Here is a 22,715-nt window from a genome sequence, read left to right as displayed (position 1 = left end):
GTTTCGTACCCGGTGTGGTGCCTCGGCGCCGTACTGCCGGTCGCGGCTGCCTGCCGCTGTCCGCCGCGGCTCGTGCTTGCTGCTGCCTGCCGCGGCTTGTGCTCGCCGTCGGCTGCCCGCACTCGCCGCTGCCCGCTACTGCTTGCGTTCCTCGGGCAGCTGGAGGCCGGCCAGGACGGCGTCGAAGACCTTCTTGTACCGGTCCCACTCGGCGTTCGGCGCGGAGAGGTAGACCGCGTACTCCTTCTCGCCGGGCCGGCCGAAGCCCAGGTCGATGGCGTGGAAGTCGCGCTTGCTGCCCGACCACTTGAACTCCCACAGCGCCGCGGGCCGGTCGCGGAAGACCGTGCCCTGCATCCGCAGCTGCTGGTAGCCGGGGAACTTGCCCTCGCTGATGGAGTTGCGCTCGTTGTCCTTCCAGTGCTGCAGGGGATCGGCGCTCGCGAAGTCGAGCACCTCGATGCGCAGGCCGACCAGCTGGTTCGGGTTGAGGTAGGTGGTGCCCGTGCCGCTCGCCTGGCTCTGGCGGGTCCAGCCGTTCGGCAGCGGGAAGCTGACACCGGCCGCGGGGTCCGTGATCCGGTGGTACCCGGCGGGCACCGGCCTGGGCGTGGGCTTCGCGCTGGGCTTCGACGCGGAGGGCGAGGGCTCCTCGGTCTGCGGGGCGCCGCCGCCGGACGCCTGCGCGTCCCCGTCCCGGCCGAACCCGAGGGCGTACAGGGTGCCGCCCGTGAGGGCCAGTACGGCGACCACGGCGACGGCGCTCAGCAGGAGCGTGCGGCCACGCTTCTTGCCGGACTCCTTGCCGGGGCCGGCGGCCGGGCCGGCCTGCGTGTGCCGGACCGGGGAGGTGGGGCCGTCGTCGGGGGCCGCGGCGGGGGCGCTGCCGACGAAAGGGGTGCTGCCCGTGGTGGCCGTGCCGCTGGTGGTGCCGCCGGCGCCCAAGCCGCCCGTGGCGGACGTATCGGATGTGGCGTGCGGGGCTGGGGGTGCCAAGCGGTACGAGCCGGAGGGCGTGGGCGGAGACGCGAAGCCCGTGGCCGGGAATCCCGTGGCCGGTGCCCCGGTGGCCGAGGAGCCCGTGTCGACGTCCCGGAACGGCGGGGCCGTACCGCCCGTCGCCGTGCGGGCGCCGTCTCCGGCGGTTCCCCGGCCGCCCGGCGTGCTCAGCCACGTCGTGTCCGTGTACGCGGTGGGGGTGCGCAGCGCCTGCTCGACGGCCTCGGCCGCGGGGCGGTCCGCGGGCTCCTTCGCGAGCAGGGCCTCGATCAGCGCGGTCAGCGGACCGGCGTTGCGCGGCGGGTCCAGCGGGTCCACGGCGATGGAGTACGCCGTCTCGACCGCGGTGAGCTTGCGGAACGGGGGCCGCCCCTCCATCGCCTGGTAGAGCGTGGCGCCCAGCGCCCACAGGTCGGCGGCCGGGCCGGGGGTGACGCCGCGTACCCGCTCGGGGGCGAGGTAGTCGATGGAGCCGATCAGCTCGCCGGTCTTGGTGAGGGTGGAGGTGCCGGTGGCGACCGCGATGCCGAAGTCGGTGAGGACGACCCGGCCGTCGTCGCCGAGCAGCACGTTGCCGGGCTTGACGTCGCGGTGCAGGACACCGGCGGCGTGCGCCGCCCGCAGCGCGGCGATCATGCCGCGGCCGATCCGGGCCGCCTCGCCCGGCGGGACCGCGCTGTCCGACAGCGTGGCTTCCTTGATGACGTCGCCGAGCGTCACGGAGGGCACGTACTCCATGACGATGCAGGGCAGGCCGTCGTCGTCGACGACGTCGTGGACGCTGACCACGTTGGGGTGGTTGATGCGGGCGGCGGACTGCGCCTCGCGGCGGGTGCGCTCGTTGCGGCGGGCCAGGTCGTCGGCGTCCAGCTCCGGGGAGACGTGCAGCCGCTTGACGGCGACCTGCCGGCCGAGCAGTTCGTCGTGGGCCCGCCAGACGGTGCCCATGCCGCCCCGGCCTATCTCCTCGACCAGGCGGTACCGCCCGGCGACCAGCCGCCCGTCGTCCACCGCCGCCTCCGTCACCGCGCCGCGCCCCTTCGGTTCCCCCCGTACACGTGTCCGGCGCAACGATAGTCGTCCGAAGGGCGCCGGCGGTGGACCGGGGCGCAATCATCGGACACATGTACGGGAGCCCTCCGACGTTCCGGCACATACGGTTCGGCACTCGCGAAGCCACCGTTTTCGATTGCGGCGCTCACGCTTCGTCACCGCCCGGGGCCCGGGGCAGGCACCCGGTACGGGCCCGTCGGCCTGCCCCGGGCCCGCCCTTCGGTCCGGGGCAGGCGGGCGATCAGTCCGGGAACGCGGCGATCTCCACGCGGTCGCTGTCGCGGTCGCCGTCGCCGTCGCCGTCGCCGTCGCCGTCGAAGAGGAACGACGCCAGCGCCCGCCCCTCCTCCCCCACGGCCGTGCGCTCGGCCCCGGAGAAGCGGCGCAACGGGCCGACCGTCACGGTGCCGTCCTTCGCCGCCCAGGTCGCGGCCACCCGGCCGTCCACCAGGACGACGCGCTCACCGGCCACCGACAGGCCGCGATGGGCGTCGTCGATGATCCGGCTCCGGTCGTGGAAGCCGAGGATCGCGTTGTCGAACGCCGGCAGGAACCGCACCGGCGCGGGCGTGTCGGGATCGGGGCGCGGCGCGCCGGGGAGGTCCAGCAGCTCCCGGCCCCGCTCGTCACGGAAGGTCACCAGCTCCTCCCGTACGGCGGCGACCGCGCGCGGCAGTCCGGCGAGTCCGCACCAGGCGCGCAGGTCGGCCGAGGCGGCCGGGCCGAACGCGGCCAGGTAACGCCGTACCAGCGCCTCGCCCACCGGATCGGAGCCGTCGGGAGGCAGCGGGTCGATGCCGCGGCCCAGCCAGGAGGACAGCTCGGCGTACCGCGCGCCGGCCTTCACGCGCCACAGCCCGCGCGGCGGCAGCTGCACCGTCGGGATGAGCGCGGCGGCCAGCATCTCCCCCAGCGGCCGCGGGCCCGGACCGGGCCAGCGGCCGACGACCGCCCGCCCCAGCTCGGGCATCGAGCGGGGCTCGCCGTCGGCCAGGACCGCGCGGCCCGCGGCGGCCAGCTCGTCGAGGTCCACTCCGGCCAGGTCGCTGCGGTAGGTGGCGAGCACCCGTTGCCGCAGCATGGCGTCGTGGCGGGTGCGCCAGGCCAGGACGTCGTCGGCGGTGAGCAGGTGGACGGTGCGGCGCATGAGATGGGTGCGCACCACGTGCCGTCCGGTCAGCAGGTCCGAGAGCTCCGCCGGGTCGAAGGCGCGCAGCCGCGACCAGAGGCCGGTGAACGGTTCCTGCGGCTCCTGCGCCTGGAGGCCGCACAGGTGCGCGACGGCGTCGTGGGCCGGCAGGTCCGCGCGGTCCAGGAGCAGCTGCCGGGCGAGTGTCGCGCGGTTGAGCGCGCGGTCGTCGAGAACGGTCATCGGGTGCGGGTCACCTCCGTACGCCCGCCGCCGGCCCGTGCGTACGGGTACGGGTACGGGTTCAGCGGATACATCTGCACTGGTCAGGCGGCTGCGTACGGGCTGACCACGTCCACGACCCAGGTGACGCCGAACCGGTCCGTCAGCATTCCGTAGAGGGGCGCCCACTGCGCGGGCTCCAAAGGCCGCACGACGGTCGCGCCTTCGGAGAGCTTCTCCCAGTACGCGGTGATCTCCTCGGCCGTCTCTCCGCGGAGGGAGAGGAAGAACGCGTTCTCGCCCTGGTTCCACGGCAGGTGCGCGGGCACGTCGTAAGCCATCACGCGAAAACCGCTCCCGGCCGTCACTTGGCCCCACATCACCTGGTCCGCCTCGGACGGTTCGCGCACGTTCCCGGCGTCCCGGTACGTGACCACGGCCAGGTCGCCGCCGAACACGGCCTGGTAGAAGGTGAGCGCCGCGCGCGCGTCGCCCCGGAAGTTCAGGTGGGTCACGGCATCGACGGACATGGTGGCTCCTCGCCTCGGATGTGGCCGGGCCGCGTTCGAAGGGCCGCGGCCGGGCGCAGGGCCCGCTCGGCCTTGCGAGTCGTACTCTGGCGGAGGTAGCGGACAGGGTGTGTCCGCTACCAGCGCCAGGATGGAGACATGCAGAAGACATCGTCGCGACTGCTGTCCTTGCTCTCGCTCCTCCAGGCGCGCCGCGACTGGCCGGGGGCGCTGCTGGCCGAGCGCCTGGACGTCAGCCGGCGCACCGTGCGCCGCGATGTCGACCGCCTGCGCGAACTCGGCTATCCGATCGTGGCGGCCAAGGGGCCCGACGGCGGATACCGGCTCGGCGCCGGCAGGGAGCTGCCGCCGCTGCTGTTCGACGACGAGCAGGCCGTCGCCCTCGCCGTCGCCCTCCGGCTCGCCGCAACCACCGGCGCCGGAGTTGAGGAAGCCGCGGCGCGCGCTCTGCACACCGTCCGGCAGGTCATGCCCACACGGTTGCGCCACCGGATCGACACCCTCCGGGTCACCGCCGTCGAGCGGCCTGCGGCCCGGCCGAATCCGCAGGCCGACAGCGGCGTGCTCATGGCGCTCAGCGCCGCCGTGCACGCCCGTGCGGTGCTGCGCTTCGACTACGAGCCCGGGGACGTACCCGTGTCGCCGCCGGAAGCGGGACGGGGCAGCGGGCCGCCTCCGCGCCGGGTGGAGCCGCACCACCTCGTCACCTGGGGAGGCCGCTGGTACCTCGTCGCCTGGGACCTCGACCGCGAGGACTGGCGTACGTTCCGCGCGGACCGGATCGCGCCGCGCACTCCCACCGGCCCCCGCTTCACCCCGCGCGACCTGCCCGGAGGCGATGTGGCCGGCTTCGTCGCGGGCAGGTTCCAGGGCTTCGGCGGCCCGGACGGCCCGCCCTGCCGGGGCGAGGTGATCCTCGCCCTGCCCGCCGCGGCCGTGTCCCCGTACACCCGCGACGGCGTCGTCGAGGAACTGGGCCCGGACCGCTGCCGGCTCGTCCTGGGGTCCTGGTCGTGGACGGCCCTGGCCACCGCCGTCGGGAGGTTCGACGCCGACATGGAGATCGTCGGACCGGCCGAACTGAAGGAGGCGTGTGCGCTGCTGGCACGCCGGTATGCCGCTGCCGCCGAGGGGGGCGCTTCCAGCCCTCCGGGGTGAGGCGGGGCGGACCTGCGGGGTGCGGCGGGGCGGCCCTGCGGGGTGCGGCGGGCGGTCCTACGGGTGGGGCGCGGCCCCGTCCGTCCCCGGTGCCGGAGCGATCTCAGGGACCAACCAGGGTTCCCACGGATGCCGCCCGTCCGTTCCGCTTGCCACCATGGGCGCATGAACGATGCTGCGCCCACCGAGGAGACGCCGGGTCCCGAGGGAGCCACGTCCGGGGCCACGTCCGGGGCCACGTCCGGCCCCGCGGGCACCCCGCCGCCCGCCGACGCGGCAGACCGCCCGGCCCCGCAGGCTCCCCTGCGCCGCAGCAGACGGCACAAGGTGATCGCCGGTGTCTGCGGGGGCCTGGGCCGGCACTGGGGACTGGACCCGGTGATCTTCCGGATCGTGCTGGCCGTGCTGGCGGTCTCCGGCGGCATCGGCCTCATCGTGTACGGCTTCGCCTGGCTGCTGATCCCGCAGGACGGCGAGGACGAGAACGAGGGGCGCCGGCTGCTCTCCGGCCGGGTCGAGGGCACGGCACTGACCGCGCTGCTGTTCGCGCTGGTCGGCTGCGGTTTCTTCCTGACCTCCCTGGCCAACCGCGGCGTGCTGTCCTTCACCGTCATGCTCGCGCTGGCGGTGGGCGGTTCGGCGTACTGGTCGCGGCAGCGCCGCGCGGCGGGCACGGACGGGCCGGGGGCCGCCGACCCGGCAGCCGCGCAGAGCGTCCCGGACGCGCCGCCCGAGACGACGGCGCCGCCCGCGCGGAACAGCCCGTCCTGGTGGCGGGACCCGCTCTCCAAGGAAGGGACGGCAGGCGTGGGTTATCTGTGGGGGCCGAGCGACGCCCCGTACGGGAACGAGCAGGCGTACGGCGCACGCGGCACGGCCGGGACGGCGGGCCGGGGCTCCGGCGCGACGGCCTGGGACGGGTACGCGGGGCCGCGGAGCGGCGTACCGGCCCGGCGCCGCCGGGCGGGCCGCCCGATCGGCGGCTGGACGTTCCTGCTGGCGCTGATCGCGGCCATGGCGGCGGGCGGTGCCGCCGCGCCGGACCACCACCTGTCCACCGCCCTCGTCGCCGGGCTGTCCGCCGCGCTCGTCGTCTTCGGCCTCGGGCTGGTCCTCAGCGCCTGGTTCGGGCGGACCGGCGGCGGCACGGTCTTCATGGTGATCCTGACGTCCCTGCTGCTGGCGGGCGCCGCGGTGCTGCCGGACAGCGTCACCGCCGACTGGAGCAACCGCGTCTGGCTCCCGATGGACGCCGCCTCCGTACAGCCGAGTTACCACCTCGGGGCCGGGCGCGGGGAGCTGGACCTGAGCAACGTGCCGTTCAAGAACGGGCAGACGGTACGGACCGAGGCCACGGTCGGCGCCGGACAGCTGCGGGTGGTCGTGCCCGACGGCGTCACGGCACGGCTGCACATCGACGTGGGCCTCGGCGACGTCCGGCTGCCGGGCGAGTCGTCGGAGGACTTCAGCATCGCGACCGACCAGGACCAGACCGTCACCCTGCCCGCGGCCGGCCTGAAGAAGGGCGAGAAGCCGCACGGCACGCTGGACCTCGACCTCAAGGTGGGGGCGGGCCAGGTGGAGGTGGAGCGGGCCGCCCGGCCGTCGTCCGCCACGCCGTCCGCCACCCCGTCACCGGCCGGTCTCGCCCCGGCCCCCGCCGCATCCGCACCGGCCGTCCCCGCCCTGCCCGCGTCCGCCACCACATCCCGGGGAGTACCGCAGTGAAGCGCCACGACTTCGAACCCGCCCGGCTCATCACGGGCCTGACCGCGCTGGGCGTGGGCGGGGCCTACGCGGGCGAGACGGCCGGGGCGTGGGACCTGCCGGGCGCGCTGCCGATGCTGGCCGTGCCGGCCGGCCTGTTCCTGTCCGGTGTGACGGCGGCCGTCTGGAGCGCGGTGCGGCGCCATCGGGCGGCGTCGGCATCGGCATCGGCATCGTCGTCGGCGCGGGACTGAGAGTCCGTACGGGCACGCCCCCGTGCCCGTGCCCCGTGCTCTCGTGCCCGGTGCCGGTCATCCGAACAGCTGCCGCCCCTGCCTGCTGCGGCGCGCCGCCAGGGCCGCGTCCAGGGACAGCACCGGCGCCCCGGCCAGCACCAGCGGCAGCCAGGCCATCAGGTACGCGAGGTCGTTGCCGTAGTAGTACGGCTGGGTCGACCAGCTGACGGTGAGCCACAGGCTCAGCGAGATCAGCGCGCCGCCGAGCGCCGCGACCCGCGCGAACAGACCGACGAGCGTGCCGATGCCGACGGCCAGCTCCCCGGCGGCGATGGCGTAGCCGAAGCCCGCCGGGTTCCTCAGGGCGAGGTCGACCAGCGCGGGCACGGCCGAGGTGCCCCGTACCTGGCGCATCAGCTCGCCCACCGACCCCGTACCGCCGGACGCGAAGAAGGCCGGGTCGGTCAGCTTGTCCAGGCCCGCGTAGACGAAGGTGACACCGAGGAAGAGCCGCAGCGGCAGCAGCGCGTGGCGCGCCATGGCCCGGCGCGCGCCGCCGCCACCGCCCAGCCCCGCGCCCGGCCCTCCGGGGCCGCCCGCGACCGTACGATCCGCGTGAGCCATGGCATCCCGCCTCTCCGTCCCCGCCGGACGCGGACGATGGTGTGCCCGCGGGCGCGTGTTCCACAAGGGGTACTGCACGGGGTACGGACGGCGCGGTATCCGGCGTTCAGCCGGTCCCGCACGTGGCCCGGCCGGCTGCGCCGCGGTCAGTCCTGCACGTCGATCGGACAGCTGTTCGTCTCCACGCCCGCCGCCGTGACGACCCTGACCTCCACCCGGCCCGGCTCGACGTCCGCCGGCACGGGCACGGTCAGCACACCGTCCGTCGGATTGCCGAAGCCGCCGGCGACCGGGACCAGCGGTACGTGCACATGCACCGCCCCGATCCGTACGACGGTGCGGGCCAGCAGGTCCGGGGCCTGGGCGCCCGGCGGTACGAAGCCGGTGCCGCGGATCTCGATGTCGTCGCCGATACGGATGGGCGCGGCCAGATCGCCCGGCTCCCGGGCCCGGACGACCGACAGGACGACCGGACGGCCGCCCTCCGCGTACTTGCCCGCCAGATACATGACCGCGCCGACGACCACGACGGCGGCGAACGACCACGGGAGGTCCGGCAGCCGCGACGGGTCGCGGGCCAGCCGGACCAGGGAGAAGGACAGGGCGGCCACGTTCAGCAGCAGGTACTGGGTGTCGGTGAGGCTGCCGCGCCCCGCGTCGTCCGTGAGCAGGTCACCCGCGCGTGGCCGCTCCGCGCGCACCTTCTGCAGCCGCCGCCCCTGGATGCGTACGACGACGACGCGGCGGACCAGCACCGCCACCGCGCAGATGACCGCGAGCACCGTGAGCAGCGCGGCGCCGCGCGGGAGTTCGAGCCCGTCCACGAGCGCCTGGCGGGCGTCCGCGTCCCGCACCACGGCCAGCTGGACGGCCTGCACGAGGACGGCGTAGGCCACCAGCAGCAGCCAGCCCGCCGCCACCGTGCGCGAGGTCGAGAGCCGGTTGTCCTCGCCGATCAGCGGCGCCAGTGGGCCGCCGCGCGAGCGGTGCCGCCACGCCGCGCCCGTCAGCGCGAGCGCGAGGACCGTCGCCGCGGCCAGCGCCGCCGTGCGCGGCACCGTCCAGCCCGTACCGATCGCGGTCAGGGCCTGCATCAGCAGCAGCACGCCGACACCGGCCCAGAGCACCAGCAGCGTCCGCCGCCACACGGCGTCCAGCCAGGCCGTGCCCTCGGCGGCGGCGCGCTCGGCGACCGCACGGGCCGACAGCGCCAGTTCGTCCGAGACCCACTGCCGGGCCGCACCCGCCGAGTGGACGAGCGCGGCCGGCACGCCGCGCCCCGCCGCGTACTCCTCGCGCAGCGCCACGAACGCGGCGACCGCCCTGCGATGCCCCTCGCGCGCGCCGCGCGGGCACTTCCCGCAGGTGCAGTCACCGCCGTAGCCGCCTGCCGCTTCCCTCGCCCCAGCCGCCCCGGGCGCCGGGAACCCTTCCGTCACCGCGGGCGATCCGGACGCCCCCGTCGTCCCGCCCGCCGTCTCCACCGACACGTCCGCTCCGCCCCGACCACCAGTCGTCGTCAACTTCACCGTACTGAGAGGGAATTGTGCCGCACGTGACGGACGGGAAAAGCCGTACGGTCGGTTGTACGGGCGGTGACGGGCGATGAGCGGTGGTGACGGACGCCCCGACGTGTTGACGCCGGACCCGGAGGGCGGCTCCGGACGGGTGACGTCGACGCCTTATCCGCCGCCCAACTGGCCCGCCTGGACGCGGCAAGCGCGATCGAGTCGGGCTTCCCGCACGACATGCTCGCCCGCGACACGACCCGCGCGCTGATCCACGGCGGGCTGAGGATCGAGTCCCGCCGCTGACACCCGACGGTCCGGGGGGGGGCCGACGACGGGCCGCGTCAGCCGAGCAAGTCCGGTTCGCTGCGGGTGATCTGCTGGTACAGCGGCTGGTAGTTGATCCACGCGACGAGGTCGTTGCCCAGCTGCTCCCGCGTGTGCACGGCGTTCTCGTGGTCGATCAGTACGGGCTTGCCCGCGGCCCGCGCGGTCAGCTGCACCTGGCAGGAACGCTCCATCGTGATGAACCACCAGGCCGCCGCGTCGACCGAGTCGCCCACCGTCAACAGGCCGTGGTTACGCAGGATCACGGCCTTGTGCGGCCCGAGCGCGACCGCGATGCGGCGGCCCTCCTCCTCGTCCACCACGACACCCGTGTAGTCGTCGAACAGGGCGTGGTCCTCGTAGAACGCGCACACGTCCTGGGTGATCGGCTCCAGCAGCTCCCCCAGAGTGGCGAGGGACCGCCCGTACACCGAGTGGCTGTGCGCGGCGGCGACGACGTCCGGGCGGGCCCGGTGGACCTGCGCGTGGATCGCGAACGCCGCCTGGTTCACGTGGTAGCGGCCCTCGACGACCTTGCCCTCGTGGTTGACCAGGATCAGGTCGCCCACCGTGATGTGCTTGAACGACATTCCGAACGGATTCACCCAGAAACAGTCGGTGAACTCCGGGTCCCGGGCCGTGATGTGGCCCGCCACGCCCTCCTCGAACCCGAACCGCCCGAAGAGCCGCAACGCCGCCGCGAGGCGCTCCTTGCGGTACTGCCGTTCCTCCCCGACAGTCGCGTGCTGCGGCGGCAGGGCGAAGTGCAGCTGGTCGGTGGGCACCGGGGCGGGCGGCGTGGACTCTGGCACGGCGGCTTCCTCCTTCTCGCGCATACGGCTCGAAACGGAAGCTACCTGCCGGTAGCGGAGGTGGCCAGGGGGCGGGCGGAAATTCGCTTCGGAAGCGGTCGGCGGCCCACTACCGTGCCCCCATGGCTGCCACCCCCGGTACACCCCTGAGTTACGACCGCTACTGCGCCGAGATCGTCCACCAGGCCGACCTGCTGCGGTCCGGCGTCAAGGACACCGACCCGGCGGCCCCGGTGCCGACCTGCCCCGGCTGGAACCTCGGCCAGCTGATCCGGCACGTCAACGGCGCACACCGCTGGGTCGAGACGATCGTCGGGACCCGGGCGACGGAGCCGGTCTCCGACGAACTGGTCAACGAGACGCCGCGGCTCACCGGCGAGGACCCGGCGGCGCTGGGCGCCCTGCTCGCCGAGGGCGCCGCCCGGCTGTCCGGGACGCTGCGGGCCGCCGGGCCCGACGTACCGGTGTGGACCGTGGCGCCCGGCGGGACACCCGTCTTCTGGGCCCGCCGGATGACGCACGAGACGGCGCTCCACCGGGCCGACGCCGCACTGGCGGCCGGCCGGGAGTACGTCCTCGACGCGGACGTGGCCCGCGACGCACTCGACGAGTGGATGGGATTCCACGCGGTCCCGGAGATCGCCGAGGAGCAGCCCGGCGCGCCCGTCCTGCTCGGCCCCGGCCGCACCCTGCACTTCCACGCCACGGACACGGAGGCGGAGTGGTTCGTGGACCTCACCGGCGAGGCCCCCGTCTGGCGCCCGGCCCACGAGAAGGCCGCGGTCGCCGTCCGCGGCACGATCACCGACCTGGTCCTCTTCCTCTACGGGCGCCCCGCCGTCGCCGGGGGTGTGGAGACCGTCGGCGACCGGCAGCTGCTCGACGTGTGGCTGGAGAGGACGCGCTTCTGGCTCCAGTGAGGTGACGGTGCGGTGCGGGGCGGTGCGGGGCCCGTGGGCGCGACGGTGCGGGGCCCGTGCTCCGTGGCGCCGCCGCGCCCTGGCCAGGGGGCCCTTGCGCGATGGCAGCCGGTGTCCGACGCGGCGCGCTACGCTGGCCGACGTAAAACGGAACGCCGTTCAGCCCGACCGGTACGCATCGGTGTTCCGCCGGCCGGCAGGAGGATCGTGGACGAGGGCACGGGCAGCGGCAGCGGCACTGGCACCCAGCGGCAAGCCGACGGCGGCGCCGTCGCGGCGCAGGGACGGCCCGGCGGCAAGCGCGTGCGCGCCGACGCGCAGCGCAGCACCGACGCCCTGCTCACGGCAGCCGCGGAAGTCTTCGCCACCTCGGGCGTCGACGCCCCCGTACGGCAGATCACCGCCAAGGCCGGCGTGGGGGCAGGCACCCTCTACCGCCACTTCCCGCAGCGTTCCGACCTCATCGCCGCGGTCTTCCGCCACGAGGTCGACGCCTGCGCCGACGCCGCGCCCGCCCTCACGGCCCGGTGCGAACCGGTCGACGCGCTCGCCGGGTGGCTTCAGCGCTTCGCGGGCTTCATCGCCACGAAGCGCGGCCTGAGCACCGCGCTGCACTCCGGAGACCCCGCCTACGACAGCCTGCCCGCCTACTTCCAGCAGCGCTTCGAGCCCGTCCTCGGCACCCTCCTCGACACCGCGGCGAACGCCGGCCACATCCGCTCCGACATCGACCCCGACGACCTGCTGCGCGCCGTGGCCAACCTGACCATGCCCGCGCAGGACGACGGCAACGACCACACGCGGCGGATGGTCGCCCTGCTCGTCGACGGGCTCCGCTACGGCGCCGAGGCCCGCTGAGCGGCGGCAACGTCCCGCGCACGGCGCCGCACTCCGCGGACGGTCCGGTTCGACGGGCCGCCGCGCGGCCCGGGTGAAGGGCGGCCGGTACGTCGGCGATGCGGGCCGCCGCGTCACGGACGCCCCGCGGCGCTCCCCTCGTACCCGCTGAGCCGCTGCACGCCGCGCAGCAGCGCCGAGTGGTCCAGCCCGCCGTCGCCCCGCGCCACGGCCGAGGCGACCAGTTGGGCCGCGGCGGCGCCGACGGGGATCGTGGCGCCCACGGCGCGGGCGGCGTCGGTGACGATGCCCATGTCCTTGTGGTGCAGCTCCAGCTTGAAGCCCGGTGCCGATGAAACCGATGGTGCTGTCAACGCTCACAGGGTGTCGATCGCCGTCAGGTCGATGTCGAAGGGCGCGCCGAGTTTCACCTGCTCCCGGAAGGTGTCGACGGGACGGTAGGTACGGGCTTCCAGGTCCAGCTCGAAGGCGTGCACCACCGGGTGATCGTCGGCACCGGCCATCTCGACCCGCCAGAAGTACGGAATCCCCGCGTTGGCGTACTTGTGCGGCTTGGTGTCGTGGTCCCGGGCCTCGGACTCCGGGGACACCACTTCGACGGCGAGGAGCACGTCCCGCACCTGGAAGTACGACTGCATCCGGCTGCGCACCGCCGCGGCCCGCACCACCGTGATGTCCGGCTCCGGGCCGTTGCGCTTGTCGATCACCACGGTCATCTCGCGCCGCACCTTCAACTCCGAGGGCGCAGTGCGGCGCAGCCCGTTCACCAGCAGGTCGATCACGGTGCTGTGGAAATCACGCTGTGGACTCACAAAAACCAAGCTCCCGTCGAGCAATTCCGTGTGCGGCGGGAGGTCGGGCAGGGTCAGCAGGTCGTCCACGGTGTAACCGTCCGGCGGGGGCACGGGCCAGTGGTGCGCGATCTCAGCGGTCATAAGTCCTCCCATGAACGGGATTCTGGGCCGTACGGCCAGCGTACCCACCGAGAACGCCGCAGCCGCCGCTCAAACTGATGAGCGACGGCTGCGGCGTTGACCTGGTGCGGGGGACCTACGAGGGGGTCACTCCCACTCGATGGTGCCCGGGGGCTTGCTGGTGACGTCGAGGACGACGCGGTTGACGTCCGGGACCTCGTTGGTGATGCGGGTGGAGATGCGGGCCAGGACGTCGTACGGCATACGGGTCCAGTCCGCGGTCATCGCGTCCTCGGAGGAGACCGGGCGCAGCACGATGGGGTGACCGTAGGAGCGGCCGTCGCCCTGGACGCCGACGGAGCGGACGTCCGCGAGCAGGACCACCGGGCACTGCCAGATCTCGCGGTCCAGGCCGGCCGCGGTCAGTTCCTCGCGGGCGATCGCGTCGGCCTCGCGCAGCAGGTCCAGGCGCTCGCCGGTGACCTCGCCGACGATACGGATGCCCAGGCCGGGGCCGGGGAACGGCTGGCGCTGAACGATCTCGTCCGGCAGGCCCAGCTCGGAGCCGACCGCGCGGACCTCGTCCTTGAAGAGCTGGCGGAGCGGCTCGATGAGCTCGAACTCCAGGTCCTCGGGGAGGCCGCCGACGTTGTGGTGGGACTTGATGTTCGCGGTGCCGGTGCCGCCGCCGGACTCCACGATGTCCGGGTAGAGCGTGCCCTGGACCAGGAACTTCACGGGCTCACCCGCGGCACCGGACTCGGCGACGATCTCCGCCTGGGCCTGCTCGAAGACCCGGATGAACTCGCGGCCGATGATCTTCCGCTTCTGCTCCGGGTCCGAGACGCCGGCCAGCGCCTTCAGGAAGCGCTCGGAGGCGTCGACGACCTTCAGCTGGACGCCGGTGGCGGCCACGAAGTCCTTCTCGACCTGCTCGGTCTCGCCCTTGCGCATCAGGCCGTGGTCGACGTACACGCAGGTGAGCTGGTCGCCGATGGCCTTCTGGACGAGGGCGGCGGCGACCGCCGAGTCCACGCCGCCGGACAGGCCACAGATCGCCCGCGCGCTGCCGACCTGCTCGCGGATGGCCGCGACCTGCTCGTCGACGACGTTGGTGGTGGTCCACACCGGGTCGATGCCGGCCCCCCGGTAGAGGAAGTGCTCCAGGACCTGCTGGCCGTACGTGGAGTGCATCACCTCGGGGTGGTACTGCACGCCGTACAGCTTCTTCTCGTCGTTCTCGAACGCGGCGACCGGGACCATGTCGGTGGACGCGGTGACGGTGAAGCCCTCGGGCGCGGCGGAACAGGCGTCGCCGTGCGACATCCACACGGGCTGCTCGGCCGGGGTGCCCTCGAAGAGGGTCGAGGCGTTCTTGGAGACGTGCAGGCCGGTACGGCCGTACTCGCGGGCGCCGGTGTTGTCGACCGTGCCGCCGAGGGTGGTGGCCATGAGCTGGAAGCCGTAGCACATGCCGAAGACCGGGACCCCGGCTTCGAACAGGGCGCGGTCCAGGCTGGGCGCGTCCTCGGCGTAGACCGACGACGGACCGCCGGAGAGGATGATCGCCTTGGGGTTCTTGGCGAGCATCTCGGCCACCGGCATGGTGGACGGGACGATCTCGCTGTAGACCCGGGCTTCGCGTACGCGGCGGGCGATGAGCTGGGCGTACTGCGCGCCGAAGTCGACTACCAGGACGACGTCGGGGGCGGCAGCAGGTGACGCTGATGGCACTTCGGCGGCCTTCCGGCGGTGGTGGTGCAAGGGGTTGGACTTTCGATTCTAACGGGCTCATACTGAGCGCCATGTACAAGCAGCTGACCTTCGTCTTTACCTATGGCACCGGCCCGTCCGGCTGCCATGGTCGTGCTGCTTGATCAACTGACGAGCGACTTCCCAGGCGCCCCGGGCCGACAAGGCCCGGGGCGCTCTGTGTTGGACGGGAGTGGCGGGGCCGAAGCGGTACCGACGGCGGCTGCGGGGGTCACGATCTCCAGGAGTGAGTGACGGACATGAGCGGTATCCAGGCGGTTACGGACCCGGCGGCCGGCATGGTGACGCAGGCCACGGCGGTCGCGGCGAAGCAGGCGGCGGCACCCGATACCGGCGCGCGTACGGAGGCGGCGGCCGGTGTGATCACGGACGCCCGTACGCGGATCGACGACCTCGACGGCCGGATCATCGGCCTCGTACAGGAGCGCATGGCCGTCTCGGCCGTCATCCAGCGCGAGCGCATCGCCTCCGGCGGGCGCCGGGTGAGCCTCTCGCGCGAGATGGAGGTGCTGGAGCACTACCGGGGGCAGCTCGGCCGCCCCGGCACCGCGCTCGCGATGACGCTGCTGGAGCTGTGCCGCGGCCGGATCTGAGGCCGCGGCCGGGCCGCCGGGCGCGTGCACGGCCGCTCCCACCCGCGGTCGTGGCCGGTCCAGCCGCGGTCGTGGCCGGGCGACCCGTAGTACGTGGCCGACTCACCCGTACGGCGCCGTGACCGGCCGCCGCCGGGCTTCGTTGTTCCGGGTGCCACGCCAGCCAGGTGCGGTCTGCAGGACTACGCGTAGACGCCGCCCGTGGGCGGACTCGCCGCGGCGATGAGACGCCGGCCGACTTGGAGCGGTCCGCGTCGTGGGACCTCGCCACGGTGTCGTGACCGGTCAGCAGGGGACAGCAGCCCGGTCACATCCGATGGGGCGGTCGGTCTCGGGGACGCCTGGGACCGACCGCATCCGGTCGAAACGGTTGCGTTGGACGAGGCGCGTCCAGCACGATGCACAACAGCGGCACACCGTGCCCGGAGCGACGCGGAAAATGCGGCACGCCGTGCCCGCGGCGGGCGGCGGCGCGTACAGCGGTCCGGACCGTCGCGCGGCGTACGGACACACCGCACTCGCGGGGGCGCCCACCCCCGGACAACTTGAGAGCCAGCGGCGCCATCCCCCCTCCGGCGCCGCCCCCTCGGCGCCGGCGCTGCCCTGACGCCGACGCCGAAAGCCAAGGGCCCCGGTCGCCCGCACCCCCCTCGCGGGCGGCGCCCCGGGGCCCTTCGCTATGGGCCGGTGCCCGGCCGTGCAACCTTTTCCCGGCACGGCCGGTCAGTAACGGCAACCACCCGGCCATCCCGCGCCCCACCGCGACGGCCTGTCACGAACCCGTGCCGTGGTCACGGCACTTCGGCACCGAGAGGTCTTCACGATGAAGCTCCGCCGCGCCCTGGCCGCCGTCACCGCGACGGCCGCCATAGCCCCCGCCGCCCTGCTGGCGGCCCCCGCCGCGTACGCCACCGAGCCGCCCGGACAGGGCGCCCAGCCCACCGCGACCGCCACCCCGTCGGCGACGCCGACGCCCGGCGCGACCCCGTCCTCCGGCTCCCCGGGGCCCGGACAGACCGGCACGCCGACGCAGCCCGGGGGCGGCCAGGACACCGCGACCCCGGCGAAGCCGCCCGCCGCCGGGCCCGGGGAGCCCACAGAGACGAAAACGCCCAGCGCCACACCGACGACCACGCCCACCGACGAGCCGGAGTGCGCGGACTACTCCAGCGAGCGGGCGGTACGGACCGAACTCCGCGGCCTGCCGAGCAAGATCGTGGCGGGTTCCGGATGGGTGGACTTCACCTTCCGCGCCACCAACATCTCCACCAAGCACATCAAGTCCGTGGCCGCCTTCGCGCTTCTCAGCGCCCTGAAGATCCCGACCACCGACGACGTCTCGGACCACCTGACCTTCCAGTGGTTCGACGTGGGCAGTGGGACGTGGCAGCGGGTCCCGGGAGCCGAGGAGAACGACGGGTTCTTCGTCTCGCTCGGCGGCCGCGACGGCCTGCGGCCCGGCGAGTACGCGGAGGCACGGCTGCGGCTGAAGGCCGACGCGAAGACGCCCGCCAGCTGGGGCGGCGCGTTCAGCCTGGGCTGGTACGCGAACGCGGACCACGAGTGCGGCTACTCGGAGGCCGTGGACTACGACTTCGACATCCTGCCGACCGGCAGCGCCAAGCCCCATGTGCCGGACTCCCAGGGCAAGCCAGGAAAGCCCGGAAAGCACCCCAACCGCCCCGCGCCGCACGGGGGTTCCGAGCAGCAGGTGCAGCTGCCGGTCACCGGGAGGCTCGCCGAGACCGGCGCGTCCTCCGTGCTGCCGGTCGTCGCGCTGTCGGGTGCGGCGGCGGTCGCCCTCGGTGCGGGCGCGGTGTTCGTCGTGCGCCGCCGCAAGGGCGCCGACGCGGCCTGAGGCGGGACGCCGTACGGGCCGCGCCGGAAGCGGTACGGCCCGTACGGCCGCGGGTCAGCTCTCCGCCGGCGCCGCGGCCTGCGGCTTCGGCGGGACGGCCGGTACGGGCAGCAGGGGCAGCCGCAGCGCGCCGAACGCGTCCTCGGGGACGGCCGGGCGCCGCGGCCCCACCGCGGACAGCCGCCGGTACGGGTGGCCGGGCGCGGGCCGCGCGTCGTCCTCGCCCTTGTTGGGCCAGAAGGACATGGCGCGTTCGGCCTGCGCGGTGATGGTCAGCGACGGGTTGACGCCGAGGTTGGCGGAGACGGCGGAGCCGTCGACCACGGAGATGCCGGGGTGCCCGTACAGGCGGTGGTACGGGTCGATCACGCCGTGGTCCGCGTCCTCGCCGATCGGGCAGCCGCCCAGGAAGTGCGCGGTCAGCGGGGTGCCCATCAGCTCGCCGACGTTGCTGCCCGCGAAGCCGTTGATCTCCTGGGCGAGCAGGGTGGCCGCCTCGGTGGCCTCGGGGATCTGCTGGGGGTTGGGCGCGCCGTGGCCCTGGCGCGCGGTGAGCAGGCCCTTGCCCAGGCCGCCCGGCTTGCGGTACGTGGTCAGGGAGTTGTCCAGGGACTGCATGACCAGGCCGATGATGGTCCGCTCCGACCAGCGGCGGTTGGACAGTGAACGCAGCAGCAGGAGCGGGTGGCGCACGCAGTTGCCGGCCCAGGCCAGGGCGCGGGGCGCGCGGGTGGCGATCGGGACCTGGAGGACGGACAGGCTGCCCATCGCGTTGGAGCCCTTGCCGTAGCGCACCGGCTCGATGTGGGTGCTGTCGTTGGGGTGGATGGACGAGGTGATCGCGACGCCGCGGGTGAAGTCGGCCTTCGGCTCGCCGTGCGCCTTGCGGTAGCGGCGGTCGTCGGTCTGCGCGCCCACCAGCGCCTCGGAGTTGGTGCGGGTCAGCTCGCCCAGCCGGGAGGAGACGCGGGGCAGCAGGCCGCTGTCCTTCATCCGGTGCAGGAGCGTCTGGGTGCCGTAGGTGCCGGCGGCCACGACCACCCGCCGGGCGGTGAAGGTGCGGCCCCTGCCCTTGCGCTTGTCGTCGGTGGGCAGCGTGCCGACGGCGAAACCGCCGCGGGAGTTCTCGGTGACGGTGACCACGGACGTCATCGGGTGGATGACGGCTCCGGCCCGCTCGGCGAGGTACAGGTAGTTCTCGTTGAGGGTGTTCTTGGCGCCGTGCCGGCAGCCGGTCATGCACTCGCCGCATTCGGTGCACGCCGTGCGGGCGGGGCCGGCGCCGCCGAAGTACGGGTCGGGCACCTCGGCACCGGGGTCGGCCTTCGCCGTGCCGTCGGTGTCCTTGCCGTCGCCGAAGAACACGCCGACCGGCGCCATGTGGAAGGAGTCGCCGACGCCCATCTTCTCGGCGGCGGCCTTGAGGTGGACGTCCGAGGGGGTCATGGTCGGGTTGAGCCGTACGCCGAGCATCCGCCGCGCCTGGTCGTAGTACGGCTTCAGCTCGTCCTGCCAGTCGGTGATGTGCCCCCACTGCTGGTCGTCGAAGAACTGCTTCGGCGGTACGTAGAGGGTGTTGGCGTAGTTGAGCGAGCCGCCGCCGACCCCGGCGCCCGCGAGGACCATGACGTTGCCGAGCAGGTGCACGCGCTGGATGCCGTAGCAGCCGAGGGCGGGCGCCCACAGGTAGTTCTTCAGGTCCCAGGAGTTCCTGGGCAGGGTGGCGCGGGTGAAGCGGCGCCCGGCCTCCAGGACGCCGACGCGGTAGCCCTTCTCGGTCAGGCGGAGCGCGGAGACGGAGCCGCCGAACCCCGAGCCGATGACGAGCACGTCGTAGTCGTACCCGTCCTCGGACGTGTCGCGCTGTGTCTGGGCAGGGTGGTCCTGGGGCACTGGCACTCCCTCGTTCTCGGGCGGGCCCGCGGGCCCGTGTCTCAGCGGAGGCGGATCGCCTTCAATGCGCGCAGGCTGCGGGTCATGAACGCCGCGTACTTCTCGTCGTCCATGCCGAACGACGGCGCCAGCGGCATCAGGCGCTGGTGGGCGACGGTCTGCGCCTCGGTGAACTTGAGGATGCCCTCCGAGCCGTGCCGGCGGCCGAGCCCCGAATCGCCCATGCCGCCCATCGGGGACTGGACGCTGCCGTAGCCCGCCGCGTACGCCTCGTTGATGTTGACGGTGCCGGTGCGCAGCCGCCGGGCGACGGCGTGGCCGCGGCGGGCGTCCTTGGTCCAGACGCTGGAGTTCAGGCCGTACGGTGTGGCGTTGGCGCGGGCCACCGCCTCGTCCTCGTCGCCGAAGCGGTAGACCGAGACGACCGGGCCGAAGGTCTCCTCCTCGCACACGGCCATCGGGGACTCGACACCGTCGAGGATGGTGGGCTCGTAGAACAGCGGGCCGATGTCGGGCCGGGGGCGGCCCCCCGCGACCAGTGTGGCGCCCTTGGCGACGGCCTCCTCCACGTGCCGGGTGACGGTCTCCAGCTGCCGTTCGCCGACCAGCGAGCCCATGTCGGCGCCGTAGGCGAGGGCGTTGCCCAGCCGCATCGCCTTCGTCCGCTCGGCGAAACGCTCCACGAAGGCGTCGGCCACGGACTCGTGCACGTACAGGCGCTCGATGGAGACGCACAGCTGGCCCGCGGAGGAGAAGCAGCCGCGTACGGCGCCCGCAGCGGCCTTGTCCACGTCGGCGTCGTGCAGGACCAGCATGGCGTTCTTGCCGCCGAGTTCGAGGGAGACGCCGACCAGGCGGGCGGCGGCGCCCTGGGCGACCTCGCGGCCGGTGCGGGTGGAGCCGGTGAAGGACACGTAGTCGGCGTGCTTGACGACCTCGGGGCCGACGACCGGGCCGTCACCGAGGACGACCTGCCAGACCTCCGGCGGCAGCCCGGCCTCGATGAGCTGTTCGCGGGCCCACAGGGCGGTCAGCGCGGTCCCGGTGTCGGGCTTCATGACGACGGCGTTGCCGGCGGCGAAGGCGGGCAGCGCGTCGCCGACGGACAGTTCGAAGGGGTAGTTCCAGGGCGCTATCTGCCCTATGACGCCGCGCGGCTGCCGCAGTTCGGTGACCTTGGTGAGGGTCGGCACGACGCCGGTGTGGCTCCGGGGGCGCAGGTACGCGGGTGCCTTGCGGCCGTAGTGGCGGGCCGCGACGGCGACGGCCTGGATCTCCTCGTGCGCGTGCAGCCGGGCCTTGCCGGTCTCCAGCTGGATCAGGTCCAGCACCTCGGCCTGGCGGCGCAGGACGAGGTCGTGGAAGCGCAGCAGGACGGCGGCGCGCTGCCGTACGGGGACCTCGGCCCAGGCGCGCTGGGCGGCGCGGGCCCGGTCGAAGGCGGTGGCGACGTCCGCGGGGGTGGACTCGGGCAGGTCCGCCAGCTTCTCGCCGGTGAAGGGCGTGTGGTTGGCGGTGCGGCCGCTGCCGGTCACGCCGCGGGTCAGGCGGGTGACCAGGTGCGGGGTGACCACGTCGGCGGCGGTCCGGGTGCCGGTGGCGGCGCGGGCGACGGGGTTGCCGCCGGCGGGCGCGGTCCGGCCGGCCGTGGTGGTGGCGCCGGCGGTTGCGGAGGAGCGGGTTCCGGTGTCCTGCGAGTCCGTCATGCGGGCGAGCGTATGACGCGCCGGACGCTTTGGGTACCCACCGGTAACGAGTTTTCACGCGGTGGGCACAATCGCGCCAGTGTTCACTGGCCACAAGGCCGCTGCGCTGGGCCCTTACGGGTACGGGGCGCCCCGGCGGGCGACGTCCGGACGGTCCGGGCCGCTGCGCGCGCCATGGGGCCGAAGAGCTACGGACACCCGTACAGAACGGGACTGGACCTACTGAACTGGTTCACAGCGGCTGAAAAGTATTCAGAGCGATCGTGAAGTGCCGTTTCGCCCGGTCGTGTTCGGCGAGCGGCGCCGAGACCCACACGTCGTACGTCGTGCCGCCCTCCTCCCAGATGAGGTCGTAGGTGTGCCGGGCACCGCCCTCCCCCGGCCCGCCGTCCCAGGTGAACTCCCACCGGGCGGCGGGCCGGCCGCGGTGCGTGGTCCGGGTGACGGTGCCGTCGCGGTAGCCGGGGTAGTTGCCGGGGCCTTCGGCGTCGGCGCGGCGCATGGTGTCCAGTGGCCCGGTGGAAGCGTTCTCCTGGATGTGAATGCCGAGGCGCTGGCGCTTGCCCGCGGAGTAGTAGAAGACGCGCGGTTTCTCGTACGAACGGAAGAAGCCGTCCGGGACGGCGAGGGAGCAGCCGAGCGGGTCGCGCACCAGGTGGTAGCCCTGCGGGACGGCGGGGGTGCGGCCGGAGCCGGGGGCCGAGGTGGCCGTACCGGGCGCGCCCGAACGTTCCTGCGACGGTCGCGTTCGGGTGGCCCGCGACCCGCCGTCCTTCCCGTCCGTATCGCCGCCGCGCAGGACCAGCGCCGCGACGCCGACGCCCGCACCCGCGAGCAGGCACACGGCCAGGCCCGCGAGGAGCGCGGTGCGCGCGCGGCCGGTGTGCGGACGGGCCGCCGCGGCCAGCGCGCGGTCCGCGAGGGCGTCCGGTATCGGGACGCCGTGGGGACGGCCCGGTTCGGGGGCCGGGCGTCCGGGGGCCGGGCGTTCGGGCGCGGCGGGCGGGGGCGGCGGGGTCTCGGGCGCGCGGCCCGACTGGAGGTAGCCGCGCAACAGCCGTTCGGTGCCCGCGATGTCCAGCCGCCGCTCCGGATCGCGCTCCAGCAGGCCGCGGACCACGGCCAGGAGCGGGCGGGCCGGTTCCGGGAGTTCGATCTCCTCGTGCACGACCGCGCTGAGCACGCCGCCCAGCGACTCGCGGTGGAACGGCGTCCGCCCGCTGAGCGCCGCGCACAGCAGCACACCGACCGACCACAGGTCCGCCGCCGGTCCGGCGTGCAGGCCGGACATCCGCTCGGGCGCGGTGTACTCGGGCGAGCCGACGAAGCCGCCGGTCTCGGTCAGCGTCGTACTGCCGGGGACCTGGGCGACGCCGAAGTCGGTGAGGACGACGCGGCCGGTGCCCGACTCCAGCAGGACGTTGGCGGGCTTGATGTCGCGGTGCAGGACCCCGCGCGCGTGGGCCGCGCGCAGGGCGCCCAGCAGGGCCAGGCCGATGCGCGCCACCTCACGCGGCGCGAGCGGTCCGCCGCTGGTCAGCCGGTCGGCGAGGGAGGGGCCGTCGACCAGTTCCATGACGATCCAGGGGCGGGCGTCCTGTTCGACGACATCGTGCAGGACGATCACGTTCGGGTGCTTGATCTGGGCCACGGTCCGGGCCTCGCGCATCGCCCGCGCCCGCTGGGTGCCGGGCTCCGCGTCGGCGGGGCCGTCGTCCAGGTGCAGTTCCTTGACCGCGACCTGACGGCGCAGCATCTCGTCGGTGGCGCGCCAGACCGTTCCCATGCCGCCGCGGCCGAGCCGTTCGCCCAGACGGTAGCGGCCGGCGATGAGCCGGCCCTCGCCCCGCAAGCTCCCCATGGGCTCATCTTGCCCCACCGGCCGGGCCACGGCG

18 protein-coding genes and 1 pseudogene are annotated in these 22,715 nt (G+C 74.0%); 7 read left to right on the top strand and 12 right to left on the bottom strand.

All coding sequences use genetic code 11. The features are described from left to right. Positions 1 to 135: 135 nt before the first annotated feature. The 3 genes from ACFV57_RS20005 to ACFV57_RS19995 form a co-directional block, all read right to left on the bottom strand. Positions 136 to 2,025: a protein kinase gene (locus tag ACFV57_RS20005; protein ID WP_385233658.1), complete on the bottom strand. Its 1,890-nt coding sequence runs from the start codon at positions 2,023 to 2,025 to the stop codon at positions 136 to 138. 268 nt (positions 2,026 to 2,293) lie between these two features. Then, the gene (locus ACFV57_RS20000) at positions 2,294 to 3,424 is read right to left on the bottom strand and encodes a winged helix DNA-binding domain-containing protein (protein ID WP_385233655.1); all 1,131 of its coding nucleotides are present in this window, start codon (positions 3,422 to 3,424) and stop codon (positions 2,294 to 2,296) included. Between the two features lie 83 nt (positions 3,425 to 3,507). Further along, positions 3,508 to 3,933, bottom strand: a complete 426-nt coding sequence (locus ACFV57_RS19995; protein WP_385233652.1) for a VOC family protein — start codon at positions 3,931 to 3,933, stop codon at positions 3,508 to 3,510. Positions 3,934 to 4,071: 138 nt separating this feature from the next. Between ACFV57_RS19995 and ACFV57_RS19990 the strand changes: the two genes are divergently transcribed. From ACFV57_RS19990 to ACFV57_RS19980, 3 genes are all read left to right on the top strand, one after another. Continuing rightward, complete coding sequence (locus ACFV57_RS19990) at positions 4,072 to 5,091, top strand: helix-turn-helix transcriptional regulator (protein ID WP_385233649.1); 1,020 nt, start codon at positions 4,072 to 4,074, stop codon at positions 5,089 to 5,091. Positions 5,092 to 5,256: 165 nt separating this feature from the next. Then, complete coding sequence (locus ACFV57_RS19985) at positions 5,257 to 6,819, top strand: PspC domain-containing protein (RefSeq protein ID WP_385233646.1); 1,563 nt, start codon at positions 5,257 to 5,259, stop codon at positions 6,817 to 6,819. Further along, complete coding sequence (locus ACFV57_RS19980) at positions 6,816 to 7,052, top strand: hypothetical protein (RefSeq protein WP_385233643.1); 237 nt, start codon at positions 6,816 to 6,818, stop codon at positions 7,050 to 7,052. The genes ACFV57_RS19985 and ACFV57_RS19980 overlap by 4 nt, the downstream gene beginning before the upstream one ends. A gap of 57 nt (positions 7,053 to 7,109) precedes the next feature. Here ACFV57_RS19980 and ACFV57_RS19975 read toward each other — a convergent pair whose 3' ends face one another. From ACFV57_RS19975 to ACFV57_RS19965, 3 genes are all read right to left on the bottom strand, one after another. Continuing rightward, entirely contained in the window at positions 7,110 to 7,658 is a 549-nt protein-coding gene (locus ACFV57_RS19975; protein WP_385233640.1) for a DoxX family protein, read from the bottom strand. 146 nt (positions 7,659 to 7,804) lie between these two features. Beyond that, entirely contained in the window at positions 7,805 to 9,097 is a 1,293-nt protein-coding gene (locus ACFV57_RS19970; RefSeq protein WP_385233833.1) for a hypothetical protein, read from the bottom strand. Positions 9,098 to 9,510: 413 nt separating this feature from the next. Beyond that, on the bottom strand, positions 9,511 to 10,329 hold the full coding sequence (locus ACFV57_RS19965) for a class II aldolase/adducin family protein (RefSeq protein ID WP_385233637.1): 819 nt from the start codon (positions 10,327 to 10,329) through the stop codon (positions 9,511 to 9,513). A gap of 98 nt (positions 10,330 to 10,427) precedes the next feature. Here ACFV57_RS19965 and ACFV57_RS19960 point away from each other — a divergent pair, with 98 nt between their 5' ends. Together ACFV57_RS19960 and ACFV57_RS19955 are read left to right on the top strand one after the other, a co-directional pair. After that, positions 10,428 to 11,225, top strand: a complete 798-nt coding sequence (locus ACFV57_RS19960; protein WP_385233634.1) for a maleylpyruvate isomerase family mycothiol-dependent enzyme — start codon at positions 10,428 to 10,430, stop codon at positions 11,223 to 11,225. Between the two features lie 303 nt (positions 11,226 to 11,528). Continuing rightward, on the top strand, positions 11,529 to 12,083 hold the full coding sequence (locus ACFV57_RS19955; RefSeq protein WP_385233830.1) for a TetR/AcrR family transcriptional regulator: 555 nt from the start codon (positions 11,529 to 11,531) through the stop codon (positions 12,081 to 12,083). Between the two features lie 113 nt (positions 12,084 to 12,196). Here the strand turns inward: ACFV57_RS19955 and ACFV57_RS19950 are convergent. From ACFV57_RS19950 to guaA, 3 genes and pseudogenes are all read right to left on the bottom strand, one after another. After that, positions 12,197 to 12,409: pseudogene (locus ACFV57_RS19950) on the bottom strand (NAD-binding protein); the annotation flags it as partial. 30 nt (positions 12,410 to 12,439) lie between these two features. Continuing rightward, positions 12,440 to 13,018 (bottom strand): Uma2 family endonuclease, encoded by a 579-nt coding sequence (locus ACFV57_RS19945; protein ID WP_385233631.1) that lies wholly within the window; start codon positions 13,016 to 13,018, stop codon positions 12,440 to 12,442. Positions 13,019 to 13,144: 126 nt separating this feature from the next. Further along, the gene (gene guaA, locus ACFV57_RS19940) at positions 13,145 to 14,731 is read right to left on the bottom strand and encodes a glutamine-hydrolyzing GMP synthase (protein ID WP_385233628.1); all 1,587 of its coding nucleotides are present in this window, start codon (positions 14,729 to 14,731) and stop codon (positions 13,145 to 13,147) included. 317 nt (positions 14,732 to 15,048) lie between these two features. Here guaA and ACFV57_RS19935 point away from each other — a divergent pair, with 317 nt between their 5' ends. Together ACFV57_RS19935 and ACFV57_RS19930 are read left to right on the top strand one after the other, a co-directional pair. Further along, positions 15,049 to 15,363, top strand: coding sequence for a chorismate mutase (locus ACFV57_RS19935; RefSeq protein ID WP_385233827.1), 315 nt, complete (start codon positions 15,049 to 15,051; stop codon positions 15,361 to 15,363). An 823-nt stretch (positions 15,364 to 16,186) separates the two neighbouring features. Then, positions 16,187 to 17,221, top strand: coding sequence for an LAETG motif-containing sortase-dependent surface protein (locus ACFV57_RS19930; protein ID WP_385233625.1), 1,035 nt, complete (start codon positions 16,187 to 16,189; stop codon positions 17,219 to 17,221). Between the two features lie 54 nt (positions 17,222 to 17,275). On the opposite strand, the gene ACFV57_RS19925 is transcribed toward ACFV57_RS19930, so the two are convergent. From ACFV57_RS19925 to ACFV57_RS19915, 3 genes are all read right to left on the bottom strand, one after another. Then, positions 17,276 to 19,114 (bottom strand): GMC family oxidoreductase N-terminal domain-containing protein, encoded by a 1,839-nt coding sequence (locus ACFV57_RS19925; RefSeq protein ID WP_385233622.1) that lies wholly within the window; start codon positions 19,112 to 19,114, stop codon positions 17,276 to 17,278. A 41-nt stretch (positions 19,115 to 19,155) separates the two neighbouring features. After that, positions 19,156 to 20,820, bottom strand: coding sequence for a succinic semialdehyde dehydrogenase (locus tag ACFV57_RS19920; RefSeq protein WP_385233619.1), 1,665 nt, complete (start codon positions 20,818 to 20,820; stop codon positions 19,156 to 19,158). A gap of 232 nt (positions 20,821 to 21,052) precedes the next feature. After that, positions 21,053 to 22,681: a serine/threonine-protein kinase gene (locus ACFV57_RS19915; protein ID WP_385233616.1), complete on the bottom strand. Its 1,629-nt coding sequence runs from the start codon at positions 22,679 to 22,681 to the stop codon at positions 21,053 to 21,055. Between the last annotated feature and the right edge of the window lie 34 nt (positions 22,682 to 22,715).

This window comes from Streptomyces sp. NPDC059788, assembly GCF_042732265.1.
In the GTDB taxonomy this organism is placed as follows: Bacteria; Actinomycetota; Actinomycetes; order Streptomycetales; family Streptomycetaceae; genus Streptomyces.
The sequence above is the reverse complement of the archived record's forward strand: the minus strand, read 5'-3'. Positions and strand labels throughout refer to the sequence as shown.